16 protein-coding genes are annotated in these 18726 nt (G+C 33.2%); 12 read left to right on the forward strand and 4 right to left on the reverse strand.

The genetic code is table 11. The annotated features are described in order from the left end of the window. Positions 1-76: 76 nt before the first annotated feature. The 9 genes from nadE to SLH52_RS16655 all read left to right on the forward strand — a co-directional run bounded on the left by nadE (position 77) and on the right by SLH52_RS16655 (position 10757). Positions 77-904, forward strand: coding sequence for an ammonia-dependent NAD(+) synthetase (nadE, locus tag SLH52_RS16615; RefSeq protein ID WP_320210392.1), 828 nt, complete (start codon positions 77-79; stop codon positions 902-904). Positions 905-1525: 621 nt separating this feature from the next. Next, a complete protein-coding gene (locus SLH52_RS16620; protein ID WP_320210393.1) occupies positions 1526-2086 on the forward strand; it encodes an NUDIX hydrolase in 561 nt (186 codons plus the stop codon). A 292-nt stretch (positions 2087-2378) separates the two neighbouring features. Further along, complete coding sequence (locus SLH52_RS16625) at positions 2379-3410, forward strand: LD-carboxypeptidase (RefSeq protein WP_320210394.1); 1032 nt, start codon at positions 2379-2381, stop codon at positions 3408-3410. A 223-nt stretch (positions 3411-3633) separates the two neighbouring features. Further along, positions 3634-4521 (forward strand): DMT family transporter, encoded by an 888-nt coding sequence (locus tag SLH52_RS16630; protein WP_320210395.1) that lies wholly within the window; start codon positions 3634-3636, stop codon positions 4519-4521. Positions 4522-5303: 782 nt separating this feature from the next. Next, positions 5304-6227: a DMT family transporter gene (locus SLH52_RS16635; protein ID WP_320210396.1), complete on the forward strand. Its 924-nt coding sequence runs from the start codon at positions 5304-5306 to the stop codon at positions 6225-6227. Between the two features lie 104 nt (positions 6228-6331). Further along, positions 6332-6703 (forward strand): DUF1304 domain-containing protein, encoded by a 372-nt coding sequence (locus SLH52_RS16640; RefSeq protein ID WP_320210397.1) that lies wholly within the window; start codon positions 6332-6334, stop codon positions 6701-6703. Between the two features lie 495 nt (positions 6704-7198). After that, positions 7199-7879 (forward strand): DsbA family protein, encoded by a 681-nt coding sequence (locus SLH52_RS16645; RefSeq protein WP_320210398.1) that lies wholly within the window; start codon positions 7199-7201, stop codon positions 7877-7879. Continuing rightward, positions 7880-8308 carry a disulfide oxidoreductase gene (locus SLH52_RS16650; RefSeq protein WP_320210399.1) on the forward strand — a complete coding sequence of 143 codons (429 nt, stop codon included), beginning with the start codon at positions 7880-7882 and terminating at the stop codon, positions 8306-8308. Between the two features lie 634 nt (positions 8309-8942). Further along, the gene (locus SLH52_RS16655) at positions 8943-10757 is read left to right on the forward strand and encodes a M6 family metalloprotease domain-containing protein (RefSeq protein WP_320210400.1); all 1815 of its coding nucleotides are present in this window, start codon (positions 8943-8945) and stop codon (positions 10755-10757) included. Positions 10758-10985: 228 nt separating this feature from the next. Here SLH52_RS16655 and ade read toward each other — a convergent pair whose 3' ends face one another. Further along, the gene (gene ade / locus SLH52_RS16660; protein ID WP_320210401.1) at positions 10986-12728 is read right to left on the reverse strand and encodes an adenine deaminase; all 1743 of its coding nucleotides are present in this window, start codon (positions 12726-12728) and stop codon (positions 10986-10988) included. Between the two features lie 313 nt (positions 12729-13041). On the opposite strand from ade, the gene SLH52_RS16665 reads away from it, so the two are divergent. Both SLH52_RS16665 and SLH52_RS16670 read left to right on the forward strand, forming a co-directional pair. Next, positions 13042-14226, forward strand: coding sequence for an aminotransferase class I/II-fold pyridoxal phosphate-dependent enzyme (locus SLH52_RS16665; RefSeq protein ID WP_320210402.1), 1185 nt, complete (start codon positions 13042-13044; stop codon positions 14224-14226). A gap of 5 nt (positions 14227-14231) precedes the next feature. Beyond that, positions 14232-15656 (forward strand): sigma-54 interaction domain-containing protein, encoded by a 1425-nt coding sequence (locus SLH52_RS16670; protein WP_320210403.1) that lies wholly within the window; start codon positions 14232-14234, stop codon positions 15654-15656. A 157-nt stretch (positions 15657-15813) separates the two neighbouring features. On the opposite strand, the gene SLH52_RS16675 is transcribed toward SLH52_RS16670, so the two are convergent. After that, entirely contained in the window at positions 15814-16737 is a 924-nt protein-coding gene (locus tag SLH52_RS16675) for an RluA family pseudouridine synthase (protein WP_320210404.1), read from the reverse strand. Positions 16738-16924: 187 nt separating this feature from the next. Here SLH52_RS16675 and SLH52_RS16680 point away from each other — a divergent pair, with 187 nt between their 5' ends. Continuing rightward, a complete protein-coding gene (locus SLH52_RS16680) occupies positions 16925-17323 on the forward strand; it encodes a DUF5365 family protein (protein ID WP_320210405.1) in 399 nt (132 codons plus the stop codon). Between the two features lie 316 nt (positions 17324-17639). On the opposite strand, the gene SLH52_RS16685 is transcribed toward SLH52_RS16680, so the two are convergent. Together SLH52_RS16685 and SLH52_RS16690 are read right to left on the reverse strand one after the other, a co-directional pair. Then, entirely contained in the window at positions 17640-18107 is a 468-nt protein-coding gene (locus SLH52_RS16685) for a thioredoxin family protein (protein WP_320210406.1), read from the reverse strand. Then, positions 18108-18539 carry a disulfide oxidoreductase gene (locus SLH52_RS16690; RefSeq protein ID WP_320210407.1) on the reverse strand — a complete coding sequence of 144 codons (432 nt, stop codon included), beginning with the start codon at positions 18537-18539 and terminating at the stop codon, positions 18108-18110. It abuts the gene before it with no gap. Positions 18540-18726: the final 187 nt, after the last annotated feature.

An 18726-nucleotide genomic window follows, 5' to 3' on the forward strand; every position in this document is an offset into this window, starting at 1 on the left:
TGTCCTAAGCTGGAAAATCGAACAGGTAAAAATATGTTAAATAAATAGTTAATGTAAATTAGGGAGGAAGTTCTCAATGCACGAATATCAAAATGAAATTATAAGAGAAATGATGGTACAACCAATTATTAATCCACAAGAAGAGATTCGAACAAGTGTAGATTTTATTAAGAACTACCTAAAGAAACATCCTTTTATTGATTCTTTAGTTTTAGGGTTATCAGGTGGTCAGGATTCTACTTTGACTGGTAAATTAGCTCAAATTGCCGTAAATGAGTTAAATGAAGAATGTGGTGATAGCAAGTATTCGTTTATTGGTGTTAGACTTCCTTATGGTGTTCAGAAGGATGAGGATGATTGTCAAATGGCAATTGAATTTATTCAACCAACAAAGGTTTTTACGGTTAATATCAAGCCATCAGTAGATGCTAGTGTAGAGTCTTTAAAAGAAGCGGGTGTTGAAATCTCTGATTTCTTAAAAGGGAATGAAAAGGCAAGAGAGAGAATGAAAGTTCAGTATAGTATTGCTGGCACTCACAATGGTGTTGTGTTAGGTACAGACCATAGTGCTGAAGCTGTGACAGGATTTTATACTAAGCATGGAGATGGAGCATGTGATCTAGTCCCAATCTTCCGCTTAAATAAAAGACAAGGTAAAATGCTTTTGAAAAATTTGGGTTGTCCAGAAAGATTGTACTTAAAAGCACCTACTGCTGACTTAGAAGATGGGAAACCTCAATTGCCAGATGAACTGGCTCTTGGTGTCACATATGATGAAATTGATGATTTCCTAGAAGGAAAAAAAGTATCGGAAGACGCATCGGAAAAAATTACATCTCATTGGTTGAAGACAAAACATAAACGGAATGCGCCTATTAGTGTTTTTGATGATTTTTGGAAATAAGAGAGAGCACGTATAAAGAAGCGGGTATAACAATTGTTATACCCGTTTTTATTTTCTTTGATTTCTTTAGTTATATCTGTGGCTTCTAGTGAACTAAACTCCATATTTGATTGGCTTTGTAAATGATCATTATTAATTCAAACTGGTAACAACACACTTTTTAACTTAAAGCTAAAAAAAAATTCTTTTGTATGTTGCAGTAAATGTTGAAAAGGTCAAACTATTTGTAAGTACAGTAATCTAGCAAATACATATATATAGGGAGAATAATGAGCATTTAACCAGTTTGTAAGACAGGACAAAAACAATAATAATGAGGCATTTTATGAGTTGATCTTTTTACCATAAGTATGTTTGCGTAAACTTTGTTGTTATAGTTCTTAAAAGATAATGGTGTCGCTTTATAGAAGAAAAAATACCAGAAAATCAAGTTATATATGTTCTATTTATCTGTATGATAAAACAGCAATAAACTACGTGAAAACAGGGTTGAAGAATAAATAAGATGCTTTTGAAGCAGTACAATAGGTCACAAACCGATCTAATATATCGATAACTGTCAGGTGATTTTGCTAAAATTATGAATAGTTTGGTAGAATGATATAAATTAGGAGGGTGACTATGGATAAATGGAAAACGATAAAATCAGATTACTTACATAAAAGCCCATTCGGTAATATTAGAAGAGATCATTGTGAGCTTCCAAATGGCATAGAAATAGAAGACTATTTAGTAAATGAATACCCTGATTGGGTGAATGCGATAGTAATTACAAAAGAAAACGAGCTTGTGCTAGTTGAACAATATCGTCATGGTGGTAACGATTTTTTCGTAGAAGTTCCTGCTGGAAGAAGAGAGGGAAATGAAACACACGAGCAAGGACTAATAAGAGAGGTTAAGGAGGAAACAGGTTACACTTCTTTAAGAGAACCTATTTTCTTAGGTGAATTTATGGTAAATCCAGGAGCACAAAACAATAAAGTAAAAACATTTCTATTATTGGAAGCTTTTAAAGGGGATAAGCAAGATTTAGATGATACCGAAGAGATAAAAGTTCGATTAGTAGATTTCGATAGTTTTGGAAATCAAATATTATCAAATAACATAAACACTCAGATATTTACAGTCACTGCATATTTTTTGGCTCAACAATTTCTTATAGCAAAGCAAAATGCGAGATAATGGTCTGTTTTGTAAAAAATAACTTATTTATAATAGTGTTATGTAGTAAAAAGAGCATATCGATATAATACTAAAACCTAAAACCATCATTTAAAAGATGCGATAATTTTATAAAATTATCGAAGGAACTATATTCATAGGTAAGTTGTTTAGGCATTAACGGAGTGTATGTTCATTGCCCGTGTTCCTATAGATAGATGTTTTTGTAAAAGCTAATTTATTTCAGTATAATTTGCAATAAAGTTTACGAAAAAGAGTTCTTCAAACGTAAGAATAGCGGGAGGTAGTTACTGTGTTAATGAAGCCAAAAAAATTACAAGCGGGAGATCGTGTTGCTACAGTAAGTCCTTCTTGGGGAGGCGCAGGCGACCCTGACCTTAGATGGCGTTATGAACAGGGCGTAAAGAGGTTAGAGGAGGTTTTTGGTCTTGTTGTTGTCCCAATGCCATATAGCTTAAAAGGATCAGAATATATTTATAATAATCCAGAAGCTCGTGCTATGGACTTAATGATGGCTTTTAAAGATAAAAGTATAAGAGGGATTTTTGCAAATATTGGTGGAGAAGATAGTATTCGTTTACTTCCATATATAGATTTTGATGTTATACGAGAAAATCCAAAGGTTTTTATAGGATATTCAGATGTGACTATTTCTCACTTTTTTTGTTATAAAGCGGGTATTACGTCATTTTACGGTCCAGCAATTTTAACTGACTTTGCTGAAAACGTTGAAATGAATTCATATACAATTGAAATGGTAAACAGAACGCTATTTTCAAATGAGATTATTGGTGAAATTCAACCTGCTAATGAATGGACGAGTGAGCGTTTAGAATGGACAATATCAAACAAATATCAACGCCGTAGTATGAAACAGAATAATGGCTATGAGATACTTCAAGGGTCAGACATTAGACAAGGACATTTAGTTGGAGGATGTATGGAAGTGCTGGAGTTTCTAAAAGGCACAGCACTGTGGCCAGAGATGAAATATTGGGAGAATAGTATTCTTTTCTTTGAAACCTCTGAAGAGCATCCAGAACCAAATTATATTAGGTACTGGTTGAGAAATTATGCAGCACAAGGGATTTTACAAAAAACAAGGGGTATCATTTTCGGTAAACCTAAAGATGAGAAGTATTATGAAGAATATAAACATGAAATATTAAAGGTAATGAAAGAATATCATCTAGAAGATTTGCCGATTCTCTATAATTTAAGTTTTGGTCATACGGAGCCGAAGTTTATTTTGCCATACGGTGTGTTAGCAGAAATTGATTGTAAACAAGGAAAATTCTCAATTCTAGAAAGCGGAGTGGAATAGATCGGGTGTACTGATTTTGATATTTGATTAAGTGAGACAAATTGATTCATTAATAACTTTTAGGGGGATAAATAATGAGATTGTATTTTGATATTTTTGAAAATGACCAGCCAGCTATTCTTTCCTAAGTTGGGGGATGAATAGTTAAATAAATTGTCATGCCTCATCTTAGGGGAAATATTCTTTTCAAATTTCCTATATAAAGATGGAGGTAGTTATAATTTTGAAACAAAATTTACTTGGAGCGACATGTTTATCTTTAGCCGCAAGTATTTGGGGTGGGATGTATGTTGTCAGCAAATATGTTTTAGAATTTGTTCCACCATTCACGTTAATGTGGTTGCGATATATGATTGCTTTTGCCTGTCTAGTTACAATTTTAAACACATGTCGAGTGAAAAAGAGAAATGATGTAAAAATAAAGAAAAGGGATTGGTTATTACTAGGTTGGATTGGTTTTATAGGATATTTTGTCTCTATTGCTTTGCAATTTATTGGTACAAAATTATCTGATGCACATACAGGAGCATTAATTACTTCAGTTACACCTGCCTTTACCATAATCTTTGCAAAGTTTGTATTAAAAGAGAGGTTAACAATTGTAAAAGTTATGGCACTGCTTCTGGCAACTTGTGGAGTTGTTGTGGTTATTGGAATAGATATCACTTTCGGTACCTATCTACTTGGCAGCATAATTTTAGTAGGAGCTGCAATTACATGGGCAGTACTTTCAGTTTATGTGAAAATTGCATCTCAACGCTATTCAACATTGTTTATTACTACTTATTCGATACTATTTGCACTTATATTTACAACACCTATCATGGTATGGGAACTTCAAGTATATGATGTAAATTTTGAAAGCAGTTTAATTATTTTGGGTATTACGTACCTTGGGTTAGTTTCAACAGCAGGAGCCTTTTTTCTTTGGAACAAAGGTATGGAAATTATGGATGCTGGGATCGGTTCATTGTTTTTCTTATTTCAACCAGTAGTAGGTTCTTTCTTAGGATGGATTTTATTAAGTGAAGAACTAGATACTAGTTTCTTTATCGGAGGAATCTTAATTTTAACAGGAGTTGTAGTAGGGAATTTTCAAAAGAGAAATTAACTATTAAATATTGCAGGCAGTTTTTCCTCTCTGCATTAGTATGCTATAACACCGTTTAATATGTTATATTGTCAAAATATCGCTGGCGCATTTCTGAAATGCACAGCGTCTTTTTTTGTTATCCCATAATTGCATGCATGGATAATTGTATGAGCTAGAAATCATATCTAACCTCGTTTTGTGACTTGTGATTGTATGTGTGTAATAGCGACCTCTATGTAAATTATTACTGTTTATTAAAGTGTTGAACAATTTTTTACCCTTTAGATGAAATATGTAAATAAAATATCACAATATTAAAAAATGGCTGCTTCTGCAATTTTCGACCAAATGTAATTATTCAAGGGGGTATTCTAAGGAAAGTGAAAAAGGATGAATTTTCTAAAATTTATGATAATATAAGTTTAATTCTTATAATAAGAGGTGAGTTTAGTTGAGTAGAGTTGATCATAGTATAAAGTTATATTTTAGAAAATTCTTTTATTGGGTGAACCTTCATTTTCAGTAGATAGAATGAGAGGGAAGTCATTTTCTTTTTATGTATACGGATCAATTAGATTATCAATGTTAATTTGAAAATCAAATGAATTTTTGAGGGATACGTTAGAGGAATTTCATTATCCATATTGGATATGAAAGGTAATATACAGATGACAATGGTTGTAAAGTAGATGTGTGTAAAGTCCCATATGAAATTTATAAAATGTTAATTGATGTAAAAACAACAAAAAGTGACGACTTTTGCCGTTGTAATATTAGTTTTAAGACAAGGAGAATGTGCAATGAATCCATCACTATTGGCATATACAAAGATTTTTTTAGCAATGGCAATTGTGGGGAGTTCAGTGGTTTTTGGAAAACTAATTATTTCAAGCTTTCCAGTTTTTTTAGCATCGGAATTACGGTTTCTTGTAGCAACAATCATTCTAGTTCCATTTTTATTGCTACAAGAAAGACAATTGCCATCTATTAGATTAAAAGACTTTTTTATTCTTTTTCTTCAAGCATTTACAGGAGTATTTTTGTTTAATATTTTTATGCTTTATGGTTTGAAATATACGACTGCAATTGAAGCAGGGATAATTACAAGCACTCTCCCTGCAGTGATAGGCTTAGTATCTTTTTTATTCTTAAAAGAAAGACTGACAAAAACAAAAGGGTTAGGGATTATTTTTGCAGTATTAGGCGTGTTGTTGATTAATCTTATAGACGGTAAATTTGGTACAATCAACTCCATCTTAGGAAATCTTTTAATATTTGGAGCAGTATTGGGCGAAACATTGTTTATAACAATGGGGAAATCTGTATCTAATAGGTTTACACCTCTTACAATATCAACTTTGATGAGTATTTTTGGTCTTATTATGTTTTTACCATTTGCAATCTATGAAGCTAGAGAATTTGACTTTTCAAGTGTTGGTCTAATGGATTGGATGAATATCTTATATTTTGGAATCGTTGTAACGGTACTTGCTTTTCTTTTAATGTATCAAGGTTTATCAAAAGTTCCTGCAAGCTCAGCTGGAGTTTTAACAAGTGTAATTCCTTTCAGCTCTGTAATCCTTTCATTTCTAATTTTAAAAGAAGAGCTTTTATTGTCCCATTTGTTTGGAATGTTGTTTGTTTTAATCGCTATTTTCTTTATTTCAAAGGATCCATCAGGTGAGAATGTGGAAACAAAGTCAACTATTTCTCAATCAAGATAAACTTTTAATCTCTAGACTTATGGATGTCATGTTTTCTTTAATCATCGATCTTCAACAATCACGTATTATGGGAATATTAACTAATATGTAAAAGGAGTGTATTTATGGAGTTAGTGGCAATTATTTTTGTTTTGATTGTAGCTTTTGAGCACATATATATCATGCTTCTTGAGATGTTTTATTCGACAAGTAGAACAGCCCAAAAAACTTTTGGAGTGACAAAAGATGTACTCGAAATTCCAAAGGTGAAAATTTTATTTGCCAATCAGGGTCTGTATAATGGTTTTCTAGCAGCTGGTTTGTTCTGGGGACTATTTTTTGTTCCAGATTCAAGTAAAATTATGATCCAGCTATTCTTCTTAATATGTGTAATAATTGCTTCTATATTTGGAGCACTGACAGCAAATAAAGGAATTTTTATTAAGCAAGGAACTCCAGCAATTTTAGCGGTTATTTTCATTCTATTATCAAAATAAAAGAAGAAGTAACTGTGATTCGAAGAGGAAACAGCTCTTTTTGTTTTGTAATATAGTTATGAATAGTTCCGAAACTATAGTATAGCAGATGATCTATAACATGCAATTCTATTAACTAGATTTTGTTTGTGCGATGGCAAGCAGTTTAACATGTTTCCTAAAGAATGGCTGTTTTCTCATTGATTGATATTATCCGTATTAACAATTTTACACGTCTACATGAAGAGCTTCGACTTCTATTCTTCTTTATTAAACCTTAACAATAGTTTAAAAGTTATTATTTAGATTTAATTTTTGTGAATACATCAACAAAGTTTAGGATAAAAATTTTAAGAAAAAGGTAGTAATTATATAGAATTAAAGGAAAAAATGTAAAAGAATTATCTCATTTACAAAAACTTTTTCTGGTCGCCCATGTTAAGATAAATAGTGGATTATCTTTAACGATAGGTTTATATTATTCTAAAGTCTATTAATAAATTTGAGAGGTGACATATGAAAAGCAGAAAAAATCAATCATCCACTAATATGAAATTTCTAATAGCACTTCCTTTAATTATTATTGCCTTGATATCTTTACTTATTATAGTAAATAAAGAGAGTCAAAAACCAGGTAGTGATATGGCGTCACATCCATCTATTGAGAATCAACCTACTATTGGAGAAGCTGATGCGCCAGTTTCTATTGTTGAGTTTGGAGATTTTTTGTGTCCGGCTTGTAAGAGTTGGGGAGAGTATATTTATCCAGAATTAAAGAAGGATTATATTGATAAGGGTTTAGTAAAACTATCTTATGTAAATGTGTTATTCCATGGGGAAGAATCAATCCTAGCTTCACTTGCTGCCGAAGTAGTATATAAGAATGATCCACAAGCATACTGGGATTTTCATAAGAAATTATTTAGTGAACAACCTGTAGAGCATGTAGGACAATGGGTTACGATAGAAAAAATTCTTGAAGTTGCCGAGGCCACAACAAATATCGACTTACAACAATTAGAGAATGATTTAATTGAAAAATCAACAATGGATGAAGTAGATATTGACGATAAATTAGTGAAAGAATATAAAGTTGAAATGACTCCATCGGTTATTATAAACGGGGTTATGATGGATAATCCTATGGACTATGGTGAAATAAAGAAATTAATAGAACAACAATTAGAGGACAATTAAATGATGAAGGATTCTAGTAGAGACGGTAGCGGTCAACTTTTCCTATATGGTGCATGGATAGTGTCTTTAATAGCAACCTTTGGAAGTTTATATTTTAGTGAGATTAGAGGGTTTATACCTTGTGAGCTATGTTGGTATCAACGGATATTAATGTACCCACTAACACTAATATTAGGTATCGGTACTTATCAAAATGATATAAGTGTAAGAAAATTTGTTCTTCCGATGTCTATTTTAGGAATTTGTATTTCTCTTCTACATTATTTAGAACAAAAAATACCTGGTTTTGGTGGAATAAAACCATGTGTTAACGGCGTTCCTTGTAGTAACGAGTATATTAATTGGTTTGGTTTTATTACGATTCCTTTTTTAGCTTTAGTTGCTTTTACTCTAATCACATTATTACTTTTGTTAGGGTCAAAAAAATAGTAACAGTAAGAAATAATTAAACTGTTTTTTAAGTCTATCTTTATAAGATAGACTTTTTTACATGCATAATAACAATTTATGCCATTAAAGAATAGTTCTCTTTCTTCAGGCTGTTTTCGCATTTATTGTTGTTTTTCGTACTAATAAATAAGTATGGATACAACTTTGATAATTACTTAGAACTCTTTTTAACCAACAAAGTTTACGAAAAGAGCGATCTAAATATAATATTATATATATTGATATAGTAAGAAAGTTTGATATTTATCAATAAAAACTACATTTTTTGATAAAATAGCTTTTTTTTTACGTAATTATGCCAAAATTATAGCTATATTGTCGTGTTTTTATATGAATTATAGAAAATTATAAGTTTTTGTAATATTATTAAATTTATAATATACAGAAAATAAGGGGGGGGTAAAAGAAGGTCATTCCAAAAAAAGAATTTTGGTTTTATTAATTGTATAATACCAACTATTTAGATCGGATAACGTATATTTTGTAGTTGCTTGAGAGTAGCCTTTAACAAATTTGGATTTATTTATTACTTAATAAGTAAAAGTATAGGAACTTTCTTGTTATTGTTTTGCTATATATCTCTCATTTGTTATTAATAAAAAGGAGGAAAAATATGTTTAAAAAAATATCTTCACTCGTTTTATCAGCTACGCTAGTAGGTGGAGCACTAGCTGGAACTCAACTGCTTGAGTCACCACAGGCGGAGACGAACAATGAATCTTTTAAAATTAATTTAGCAGAATATGTTTCAGTTGCACCTGAGCTCGCGGATCGTGCGAAAAAAAATGGAGTTAAGTTTGAGAAAGTTGATCCCGCTAATAAGGAGTTTAAAAAAGAGTTAAACCGTGGAAATAAATTTGAACAACCTGGACATGATGGTGTCGACTATCAATTTACAGATGATGACATTCCTATGTTAGTCCTATTGGCTGAATTTCCAGATACAGCTTTAGGTGCGCCTGCAGACCGAGTACCAGCTAGTTACTTGAATGATTTAGTGTTTGGAGAGCAATACAATCCTTATGAAATCGATAGGTTTAAACAATACGAAGAGTTTGAAGGAATTAAGGCACCTACAAACCGGACGATGGCAAATTTATATAAAGAAGCAAGCTATGGGAAAGTAACGTTAACAACGTACGATGACCTGACAGATATCGGGTGGATTACCCTTCCTAAAGAAGCTTCTTATTATTTGGAACAAAGTGATTCATTCGTACACGGGAATGTAAATGGAGATGCTAGAATTGGTGAGTTATTAATTGATTTATTGCAAACTGCTGATGAGAAAATTGATTTCTCTAAATATGCTGTAGATGGTGAAGTACCGAATATTTTTGTCGTTCATGAAGGAACTGGAGCAGAATTTAGTACCGATCCTGCTCAAATTTGGTCTCATAAATGGAATGTGCTTTCAGCAGCTTATTGGGGTAAGTATTATGAAACTGGCTTTCCTGCGGCTGACGTAGATCAAGATGGAAATGTAACTGATGAAGAGATCGATCAATTCATGAATGACATTACTCCAAGTTTAGTTTACGATGGTGTCGTAGTAAATAATTACACAGTTGAACCAGAAATTGGTGGAAATGTTGCTGGGTACGATGAATCAACTGGTAGTTACAGTGAGGAATTTGTTACTGGTCCATATCCTGCACAACCAGGTGTATTTGCGCATGAGTTTGGACATGCTTTAGGCTTACCAGATTTTTATGATACAGATTACTCTTCAAGAGGTGTAGGGCAGTTCTCGCTTATGGCAGGTGGTTCTTGGAATAGATACCCAAATGCACCTGAATACTCTGGTAACTCTCCAGCACATTTTGATCCATTTTCTAAAGTATTCCTAGGGTGGGTTGATCCAATCGAGGTAACACCAGAAGATGGCGTACAAGAAATTACCATAAAGCCAATTAACGAGTCACCAGATGTAGTCAAGATGGCAGTTCCAGGGTCTAATGGAACAGAATATTTCTTAATTGAAAATGTACAACAACAAGGATTTAACGAAGGGTTTAATAGAATGGGTGAGGAAGCTAATGGTCTAGTTATATGGCATGTTGATGAAAATGTGATCAAGCAAGCAGATCCCGCAAACAAGCCAAATAACGTTGAAAACTGGAAGAATAAGCGTTTTCAACAAAATCAAGAAGAGATCATAGAAGGGGCAGCAATAACGCATTATGGTTTATCAGTACTTCAAGCTGACGGAAAATATGATCTTGAGAAAGATAATAACAGTGGTGAAGCAGCTGATTTCTTCAAAACTGGTGATAAAATAACACCTAATTCTAAAAATGTTCACACCGGTTCATACTATTTCTGGAAAGGGTTTAATTCTACACCAGCAGATAGTGGCATTCATGTAACAGACATTGTGGAAAATGAAGATGGTTCAATTACTGCAAATTTCTATTATGCTAATTAGAATAGTTAAAGAGTAGTGAAAACCAGTGAAGAATTTGGACAAGGCAAGGATATACTGAACTACAAAGAAGAAAGTTTGCCATATATTCAAAAATCCTCTTGCACATTTGTGTAAGAGGATTTTTATTTCGTAATCTTTGATAGCATTTGTTTTTTTAGGGACTTCACGACGTGTAGTGTGTTTAGTATGATTTATTAGTCAATCGTATACGATGGCTTCTACTTATTTCTAATTTGTAGCTATTTGTATATGTTTGAACGTTTTTACATCAAATAAACCAAGATCTGTCACCTTTAGCTTAGGGATTACTGGCAAACATAAAAAGGACAATGTTAAAAATGGGTTAAAATGAGTTGGTGCGTTAATTTGCTGTAATGCATCGTCTAACTGTTTTAGCTCCCTGTATACACTGTTAAATGATTTTTCGGACATCAGCCCACCGATATTCAATGGTACTGAACTTAGTATTTTGTTATCTTTGACCACAACAAGTCCGCCACCCATATGCGATATTTGATTGATGGCTGCTATCATATCTTCGTCATTTGTACCTGCTACAACTATATTATGTGAATCGTGTGCTACCGTTGCAGCTATAGCTCCTGATGATAATTCAAGTCCTTTTACGATGCCTAAGCCAACATTTCCAGTCTTTTTATGTCGTTCGACTACTGCAATTTTTAAGTGATCCTTTTTCGTGCATGCTATAAATTCATCATTCTCTACTGTGACCTCTTCAACAAGATGCTTAGTATGTATACTATTTGGAATAATACCAATTATATTAGCACTCGAACTATTTGTCATAGGGATCATTAAATCTTTATTACCGATCTTAGAAATATTAACTGTATGAATAATTCTTTCAGGTAAATGTTGTTCTAGGTTTTTCGTATCTTCTATTACCATTTTACCATCTTGAGCAACAAGCTTCCCAGCTTTGAAAACTTGATGAATAGCTACCTCTTCTAAGTTATCAATTAGTAGGAAGTCGGCCTCATAACCGGGAGCAATGGCGCCCTTATTTTTTAGTCCGAAGCACTCTGCCGCATTTAATGATGCTAATTGGTAAGCGAGTAACGGTTCTAAACCATGCTGAATTGCTAAGCGTATATTATGGTTGATACTTCCCTCTTCAATTAACTCATCTAAATGTTTATCATCTGTACAAAATGCAAATCTACGCGCATTATTTGTATTTACCGCTGGTATGACTGAAATAAGGTCTTTTGCACCAGAACCTTCACGAATTAACACGTACATTCCACGTTTAATACGGTCTCTAGCTTCTTCAACTGATACACATTCGTGATCAGTTCGTATTCCAGCAGTCATGTATATATTGATAGCTTGCTCATCTAATCCAGCTAAATGACCATCTATTCGATCAGAGTATTTCATAGCTGTCGTTAATTTATCCATCATCGTTTCTTCACCATTCATAACTGCTGGATAATCCATTACTTCTGCTAAACCTAAAACTCTTGGGTGCTTGAAGAAGGGTTCTAAATCCTTAGCAGATAACGTTGCACCTGAATTTTCAAATGGCGTCGCTGGAACACATGATGGTAGCATGAAATATATATCCATTGGAGAATTTTCTGAATTGTTCAACATAAAGGATATGCCATCAGCTCCAGTAACATTAGCTATTTCATGTGGATCTGTGATGACAGTTGTAATCCCATGGGGTAAAACAACTTGTGAGAATTGAACTGGAGTGACCATGGAAGATTCGATATGTACATGGCTATCAATAAATGATGGAACAATATACCTCCCATTTGCGTCAATTTCCTCTTTTCCTGAATACGTGCCAATGCCGACAAAAACACCGTCTGAGATGGCAACATCTGCATTTATTATATCTAAATTAAATAGATCAACTATTTTTCCATTTTTTATAACTAAATCCGCTTCATTTGTTTGATTTGAGACTGCAATACGTTCTTTTAACTGATGTTTATTCATTGGTGAGCTCCTTTCATGATGCAATGTAGTAATGTAAATCACAACTATGAATATATCACTGTAGATAATATTGTGTTTCATTCTACTGATTTATGATTTGTTAGTCAATGGTTTATAATGAGATGGATAAAAGATCATTCTCAATCATAAAAATTCATTTTCATTTATGCGAATTATTACTGCTATATGAACAATTGAAACTAATTAAAAATGGCTATTACATATATCTTTTCTAGATAACATAGGAGTATCCCTCATTGGCACAAAAATTGCAAAAAAAGATGTTGTTTCATTATCAAGGGAGGAACTCGAAATGACAGAAACGATATATGATTGGAGTATAAATACTAAATGTATTCATGGTAATAAAGAAAAGAAAAGAAATGGGGTAATAGCGAACTCAGTAACACCAGCTGTGGCATATGCATTCGAAAATACTGAAGAAGCTGCATCGGTTGTTTCAGGAGCAAGGGGTGGGATTTATTATGGAAGATACGGTAATCCTACGACAAATAATTTAGAAGCGCAAATCGCTTTATTAGAAAATGGAGAAGCTGCATTAGGTTTATCAAGTGGGATGGCAGCTATCTCTAGCGCCATCTTAGCAAATGTTAAACATGGAGAACATGTACTTGTTACAAAACACATATACGGTGGGACGTATAAATTTTTATCTACGCTTGGCCCGCGCTTTGGAATTACATATGATTATGTAGACTGTACGGACTTAACTATGGTAAAACAAGCGATAAGGCCTGAAACCAGAGTACTATTTATTGAAACACCATCTAACCCTTGTCTAACAGTATTAGATATTAACAAGTTATCAACATTAGCACATGAACACGGGCTAATCGTCGTAGTTGATAATACTTTGATGACCCCATTATTACAAAAGCCATTAGAGCTTGGTGCAGATATTGTTGTCCATAGTGCCACAAAATACTTAAACGGACATGGTGATGTATTAGCAGGTTTCATAATTAGCAATCAGCAACAGATTGAATATATTCGTAAAAATATGATGGGTGATTTAGGGCAACACTTAAACGCATGGGATTCCTACTTAATTTTACGTGGATTAAAAACATTACCTATACGAATGAAACACCATTGTGATAGTGCTCAAGAAATTGCAAACTATTTGGAACAACACCCGTATATTAGTAGTGTTTATTTTCCTGGATCAACAACACATCCCCAATATCAACTTGTCAAAGAACAAATGAATGGATGTGGAGGTATCGTTTCTTTTGAAGTGAAAGGAGGCTTTGAAGAAGCGAAGAAATTTATAGACAGATTGGAGCTTTGTATGATTTCATTCAGCCTCGGTGACCCAGAAACGCTTGTACAACACCCAGCATCAATGACCCATTTTGCTATCCCTAAACATGAAAGAGCTTCGTTTGGAATTACTGATGGTCTCATTAGATTGTCAACTGGATTAGAAGATAAGCGCGATATACTATTTGATATTGAGCAAGCACTTATGAGGTGAAAATAATGTCATATATATCTAAGATAGAAGAATTCGCCCAATCGTGTGCCGACAATATGGCGGACTTACTAGGGTTGGAAGTTTCTATAATTGATGAGCTAGGAATAAGAGTAAGTGGCACAGGGTTTCATCAAAGTCTAATTGGAAAATCGATACCAGAAGGTTCCTTTTTTGAGCAAATATTACGTACAGGATCAAAGGGAACTATTTTCGATAATCGCAAAGATCATGAACATTGTATGAGCTGTATTTTTCATGAGAGGTGTACGGAATTAGCAACTATGGGTTACCCTGTCATGATGAATGATCAACCAATTGGAGTTATAGGGTTTATCGGTTTTACGGCAGAACAGCGAGATTTAATTTTAACCAACAAAGAGAAACTATATAAATTTATGGGAACTATTAGCACATTACTAGAAAATAAGCTACTACTACTTGAAGTAACAACAAAAAATTGTGAAGTTCATGAAGGATTTCAGCAAGAGAAGAGAGCTTATTCTTTCGACGATATGATAGGGGAAAGTGAACAATTTCACTCTGTCGTTAAGAAAGCAAAAAAAGTAGTTAATAGCCCATCAACTATTCTACTAAGTGGGGAAAATGGGACAGGTAAAGAATGTATGGCGAAGGCTGTTCATTATGAGAGCAACCGAGCTAACCAACCATTTATTACTGTTAATTGCTCGGCTATTCCAGAGACATTAGTAGAAAGTGAATTGTTTGGTTATGATAAAGGCGCTTTTACTGGAGCAAATCGTGAAGGGAAAATTGGTAAATTTGAGGCAGCAAATAATGGGACGATTTTTCTTGACGAAATAGGTGATTTACCACTTTCGGTACAGCCTAAATTACTACGAGTGCTACAAGAGAAGGAAGTTGAAAGAGTAGGAGGCACTCGTCAATATTCTTTAAATGTCCGAGTCATCGCAGCAACAAACAAAAGCTTGTGGGAAATGGTTACGAAAGGGACTTTTCGTGAAGATTTATATTACAGGATTAATGTCATACCACTTCGTTTACCTTCATTATCAGAAAGGGTTGGAGATATACGACTATTCTTGTCGTATTTTCTAAAAAAATATAGTCAAATATTACAAAAAAACGTACCACAATTGGATCCTCTTCTAGAGCAGTGGTTTTTACAAAATGAGTGGCCAGGGAATATTCGTCAATTAGAGAATACAGTAGAGTATATGATGAATATGGTAGAATCACCACATACTCTAACCTTTGAAGATCTTCCTTATTATCTACATACTCGTCAAAATAGTAGTAGTTTAGATTCAATGGTTGCTAACTTTGAACGAAATATATTAGCACAGCATCTCCCATTAAATCAAAAGGAGCAAAAGGAGCAACTTGCAAAAATGCTAAATATTAGCTTATCGACCTTATATCGAAAGCTAGAGAAGTATGGACTATCTTAAGGAATGGTTGTTTTTGCATTGAAAGTTGTTTTACTAATTAAGAAATAAACATGTACGTTAAAGTGAATAATCACAAGCTAAGGTGCTTCTCTAAAACTTTGCTGCAATTGTTACCAAAGTTGAATAGCGAGAGGTAGTTATTATAGAAACATAGAGCTTAAGTCAAATAATTAGTTACATCATTAGCAAAAATTGGTGGTTCGTCCAAGAACGGTGCATAGCATTCAATCAATTCATCTGTAAAAGGGTGGTGCAAAGAGATTTTTGCAGCATGTAATGCTTGTCTAGCAGCTTTTGATTTTTTCCCACCATATAAGACGTCGCCAATTAAAGGGTGATCCAAATGACTGAGATGAACACGTATTTGATGCGTACGGCCAGTATCTAGTTGTAAATGTAATAGAGATGTATTTTCATTTCGATTATTTGAAATGACTTTGTAATGGGTGATTGCATCTTGACCGTTTTTGGACACTCTTCTCCTCGTTGGATGGTGTCGATCACGTCCAATCGGTGCATTAATACATCCTTGTTTTTTTGTGAGAATACCATGAACAACAGCCAGGTATGTTCTCTTGATATTGCGCTCTGTTAGCATTTTATCTAACATCACACCAACAAGAGGGTGTTTTGCAAAGAGAACCGCACCTGTTGTATTTCTGTCTAGACGATGGACGTGTTTCGCAGTAGCAGAAATACCATTTGATAGAAAGTGATAAGAAACGGCATTAGCTAACGTACCTGTTTGTCCAAATTCATTAGGGTGTGTGTCCATGCCACTAGGTTTATTAACAATAATGAGATGATCATCTTCATATAAAATTTGTATATCGGCATAATCTGGAATGACTGAATCGTTAACTTCATAAAAAACATGTAATTGAATCCGATCTCCAGCTTGTATTTTTGTATCCCATGATATGGGCTGATTGTTTATTTTTATTCTACGGTGTATGCGGTAATCATGAGTTAGTTTCTTTGGAATTTGCCAATGATTTTTAAATAAATGATTGATAGTGAATTGCTCCCATTCTATAGGTGCAATGATCTCAAACCATTCTCCTTTACGATTCGCTCTCAAGTTATATATCTCCTTTCTTTATTGCATAAGTACCATATTTATTTTGTTATTAAGGTAGAGCAAAATGGTAAATGTTTAATTTTCCTCATTGTTATAATTTACTATAGATGGGGAAACAGTTACCAGCACCATGCACATTAAGTCTATGGTATTCTTATAAAAGAATTGTAAAGATGGGGGTCATCTTGTGAAAGTTGTGTATGCATCTACTCCTGAACAAGAAAAACAGATAGAGGAGTTAATCACTTATTTTTACTCAGACATTTTTCCAAGTTATTTCACAGATGAAGAAATAACGGAGATGGAAAAAAACAACATATTATCTAAGGTAGAGATGTATAAGCATTATGATGGAACGGTGAAAGAAGCTATTCAAATTATTACAAGCCTTCAAGTAATAATACATATTATAGAAACAATACAATATGAAAATGTTTCTGAGTATCATCGAACAGTATTTGAAAAAAATATAAGCTTCTTAGAAAAGTACAGTTTATCATTTCCTTTTCAAATTGAGAACTTTTCTTTACCGAAAACAAACATAATTAGTTATTATTGTAAACCTAATAATCAATTTTTAGTTTGAAGATTAAAAACCGCCTAATGTAAGATAGGCGGTTTGAACTTTATAAAAGGTGTTTTTTAAATAAATTATTTACAAATAGAGTTCTTAGCATCTTTTTGTTTTAGCTTTTTTTACATTGATTTTTTGTACAAAGATTAAAACATATATACAACTAGAGTTCGTGGCATCTTCTCTTTTCTATAACGATAGAAAACATGACAGTCAAATAATCAACTCTTCTAACTGCCACATTTTAAGTTACAATATCAGCAATGTTTCGTTATCATAATAATTCAAATTAGGTATTGAATGTAGTAATAACCCTTGAAAGCTTATGTTATTTTGTCCACTCCTTAAACCAACTTTCGAATTTCTCTGCCCCAACCGCTCCATTTAGACGACTGACTTCTTTTCCATCTTTATATTGAACAATTGTTGGTGTACTTTCAATGTTATATTCATCCCATCCTTCATTAAACTCTAGTAAATTATATAATTTTAAGTCAATTCCCATCTCTTCTGCCATGGGAACGATGATGGGTGATGTTACTTTACATGCCGGACATGTGGACTGATAGAAATAGATCGTGGCTGATTCATTGTTAGCCAGTTTTTCATCAAGTTCGTTAGGTAAAATAATATTTTGGTAATTTGGATCATCTAATTGATTTACTGTTTCAGGATGGAGTGATGTTTTGTTAAATGGGTTTCCAGCCGCCTGTTGTTGTTGCTGGTATTTAGTTACGAATACTAATGCAGCGAATAAACTTAATACGATTAATGTAAAAATGATCACTTTCTTCATTTAGTCCAGCTCCTTATTAGTTTTCATTGTTATTAAGCTAAAAACAGATATTAATACAAATGCAATTAGTGCAAGAAAAGGAATGGTAATAAAGCCCATCCAATTAATATATTCGACATTACATGGTATTATGCCACATGATAATGAATGTTCACCCATGAAAGAGATTTTTTGAATGGATAAATGGTAAATAGAAATCAATCCCCCTATAGTAGATAGAACAAATGAATATAGTGAGATAGAATAATCTTTTTTTATTAATGCAATTCCAAGGATGATAACGAGTGGATACATCAGTATACGTTGATACCAGCATAATTCACACGGAACAAACATCATAACCTCAGAAAAAAATAAACTACCTAGTGTAGCAATTAATGATACTGCCCACGAAATAAACAGATAATTATTTAGGTTATTTTGGTTTTTCATAAAGTCTCCTAACGATTATGTATTGTAAGAACTGCTCTTTTCTCACCTTTGAAGCTACTTCTTTTAAGACGTATGATATATCGTTCTTGACATCTTTTGTTCAGTACAACGATGATTAACTATAAAAAATCACTTTTTATGTTACTAATTTGTAGCAACAAAGTCTAGGAAAAGACCCTTTTTAGAA

It is taken from the genome of Cytobacillus sp. IB215665, assembly GCF_033963835.1.
In the GTDB taxonomy this organism is placed as follows: Bacteria; Bacillota; Bacilli; order Bacillales; family SM2101; genus Nanhaiella.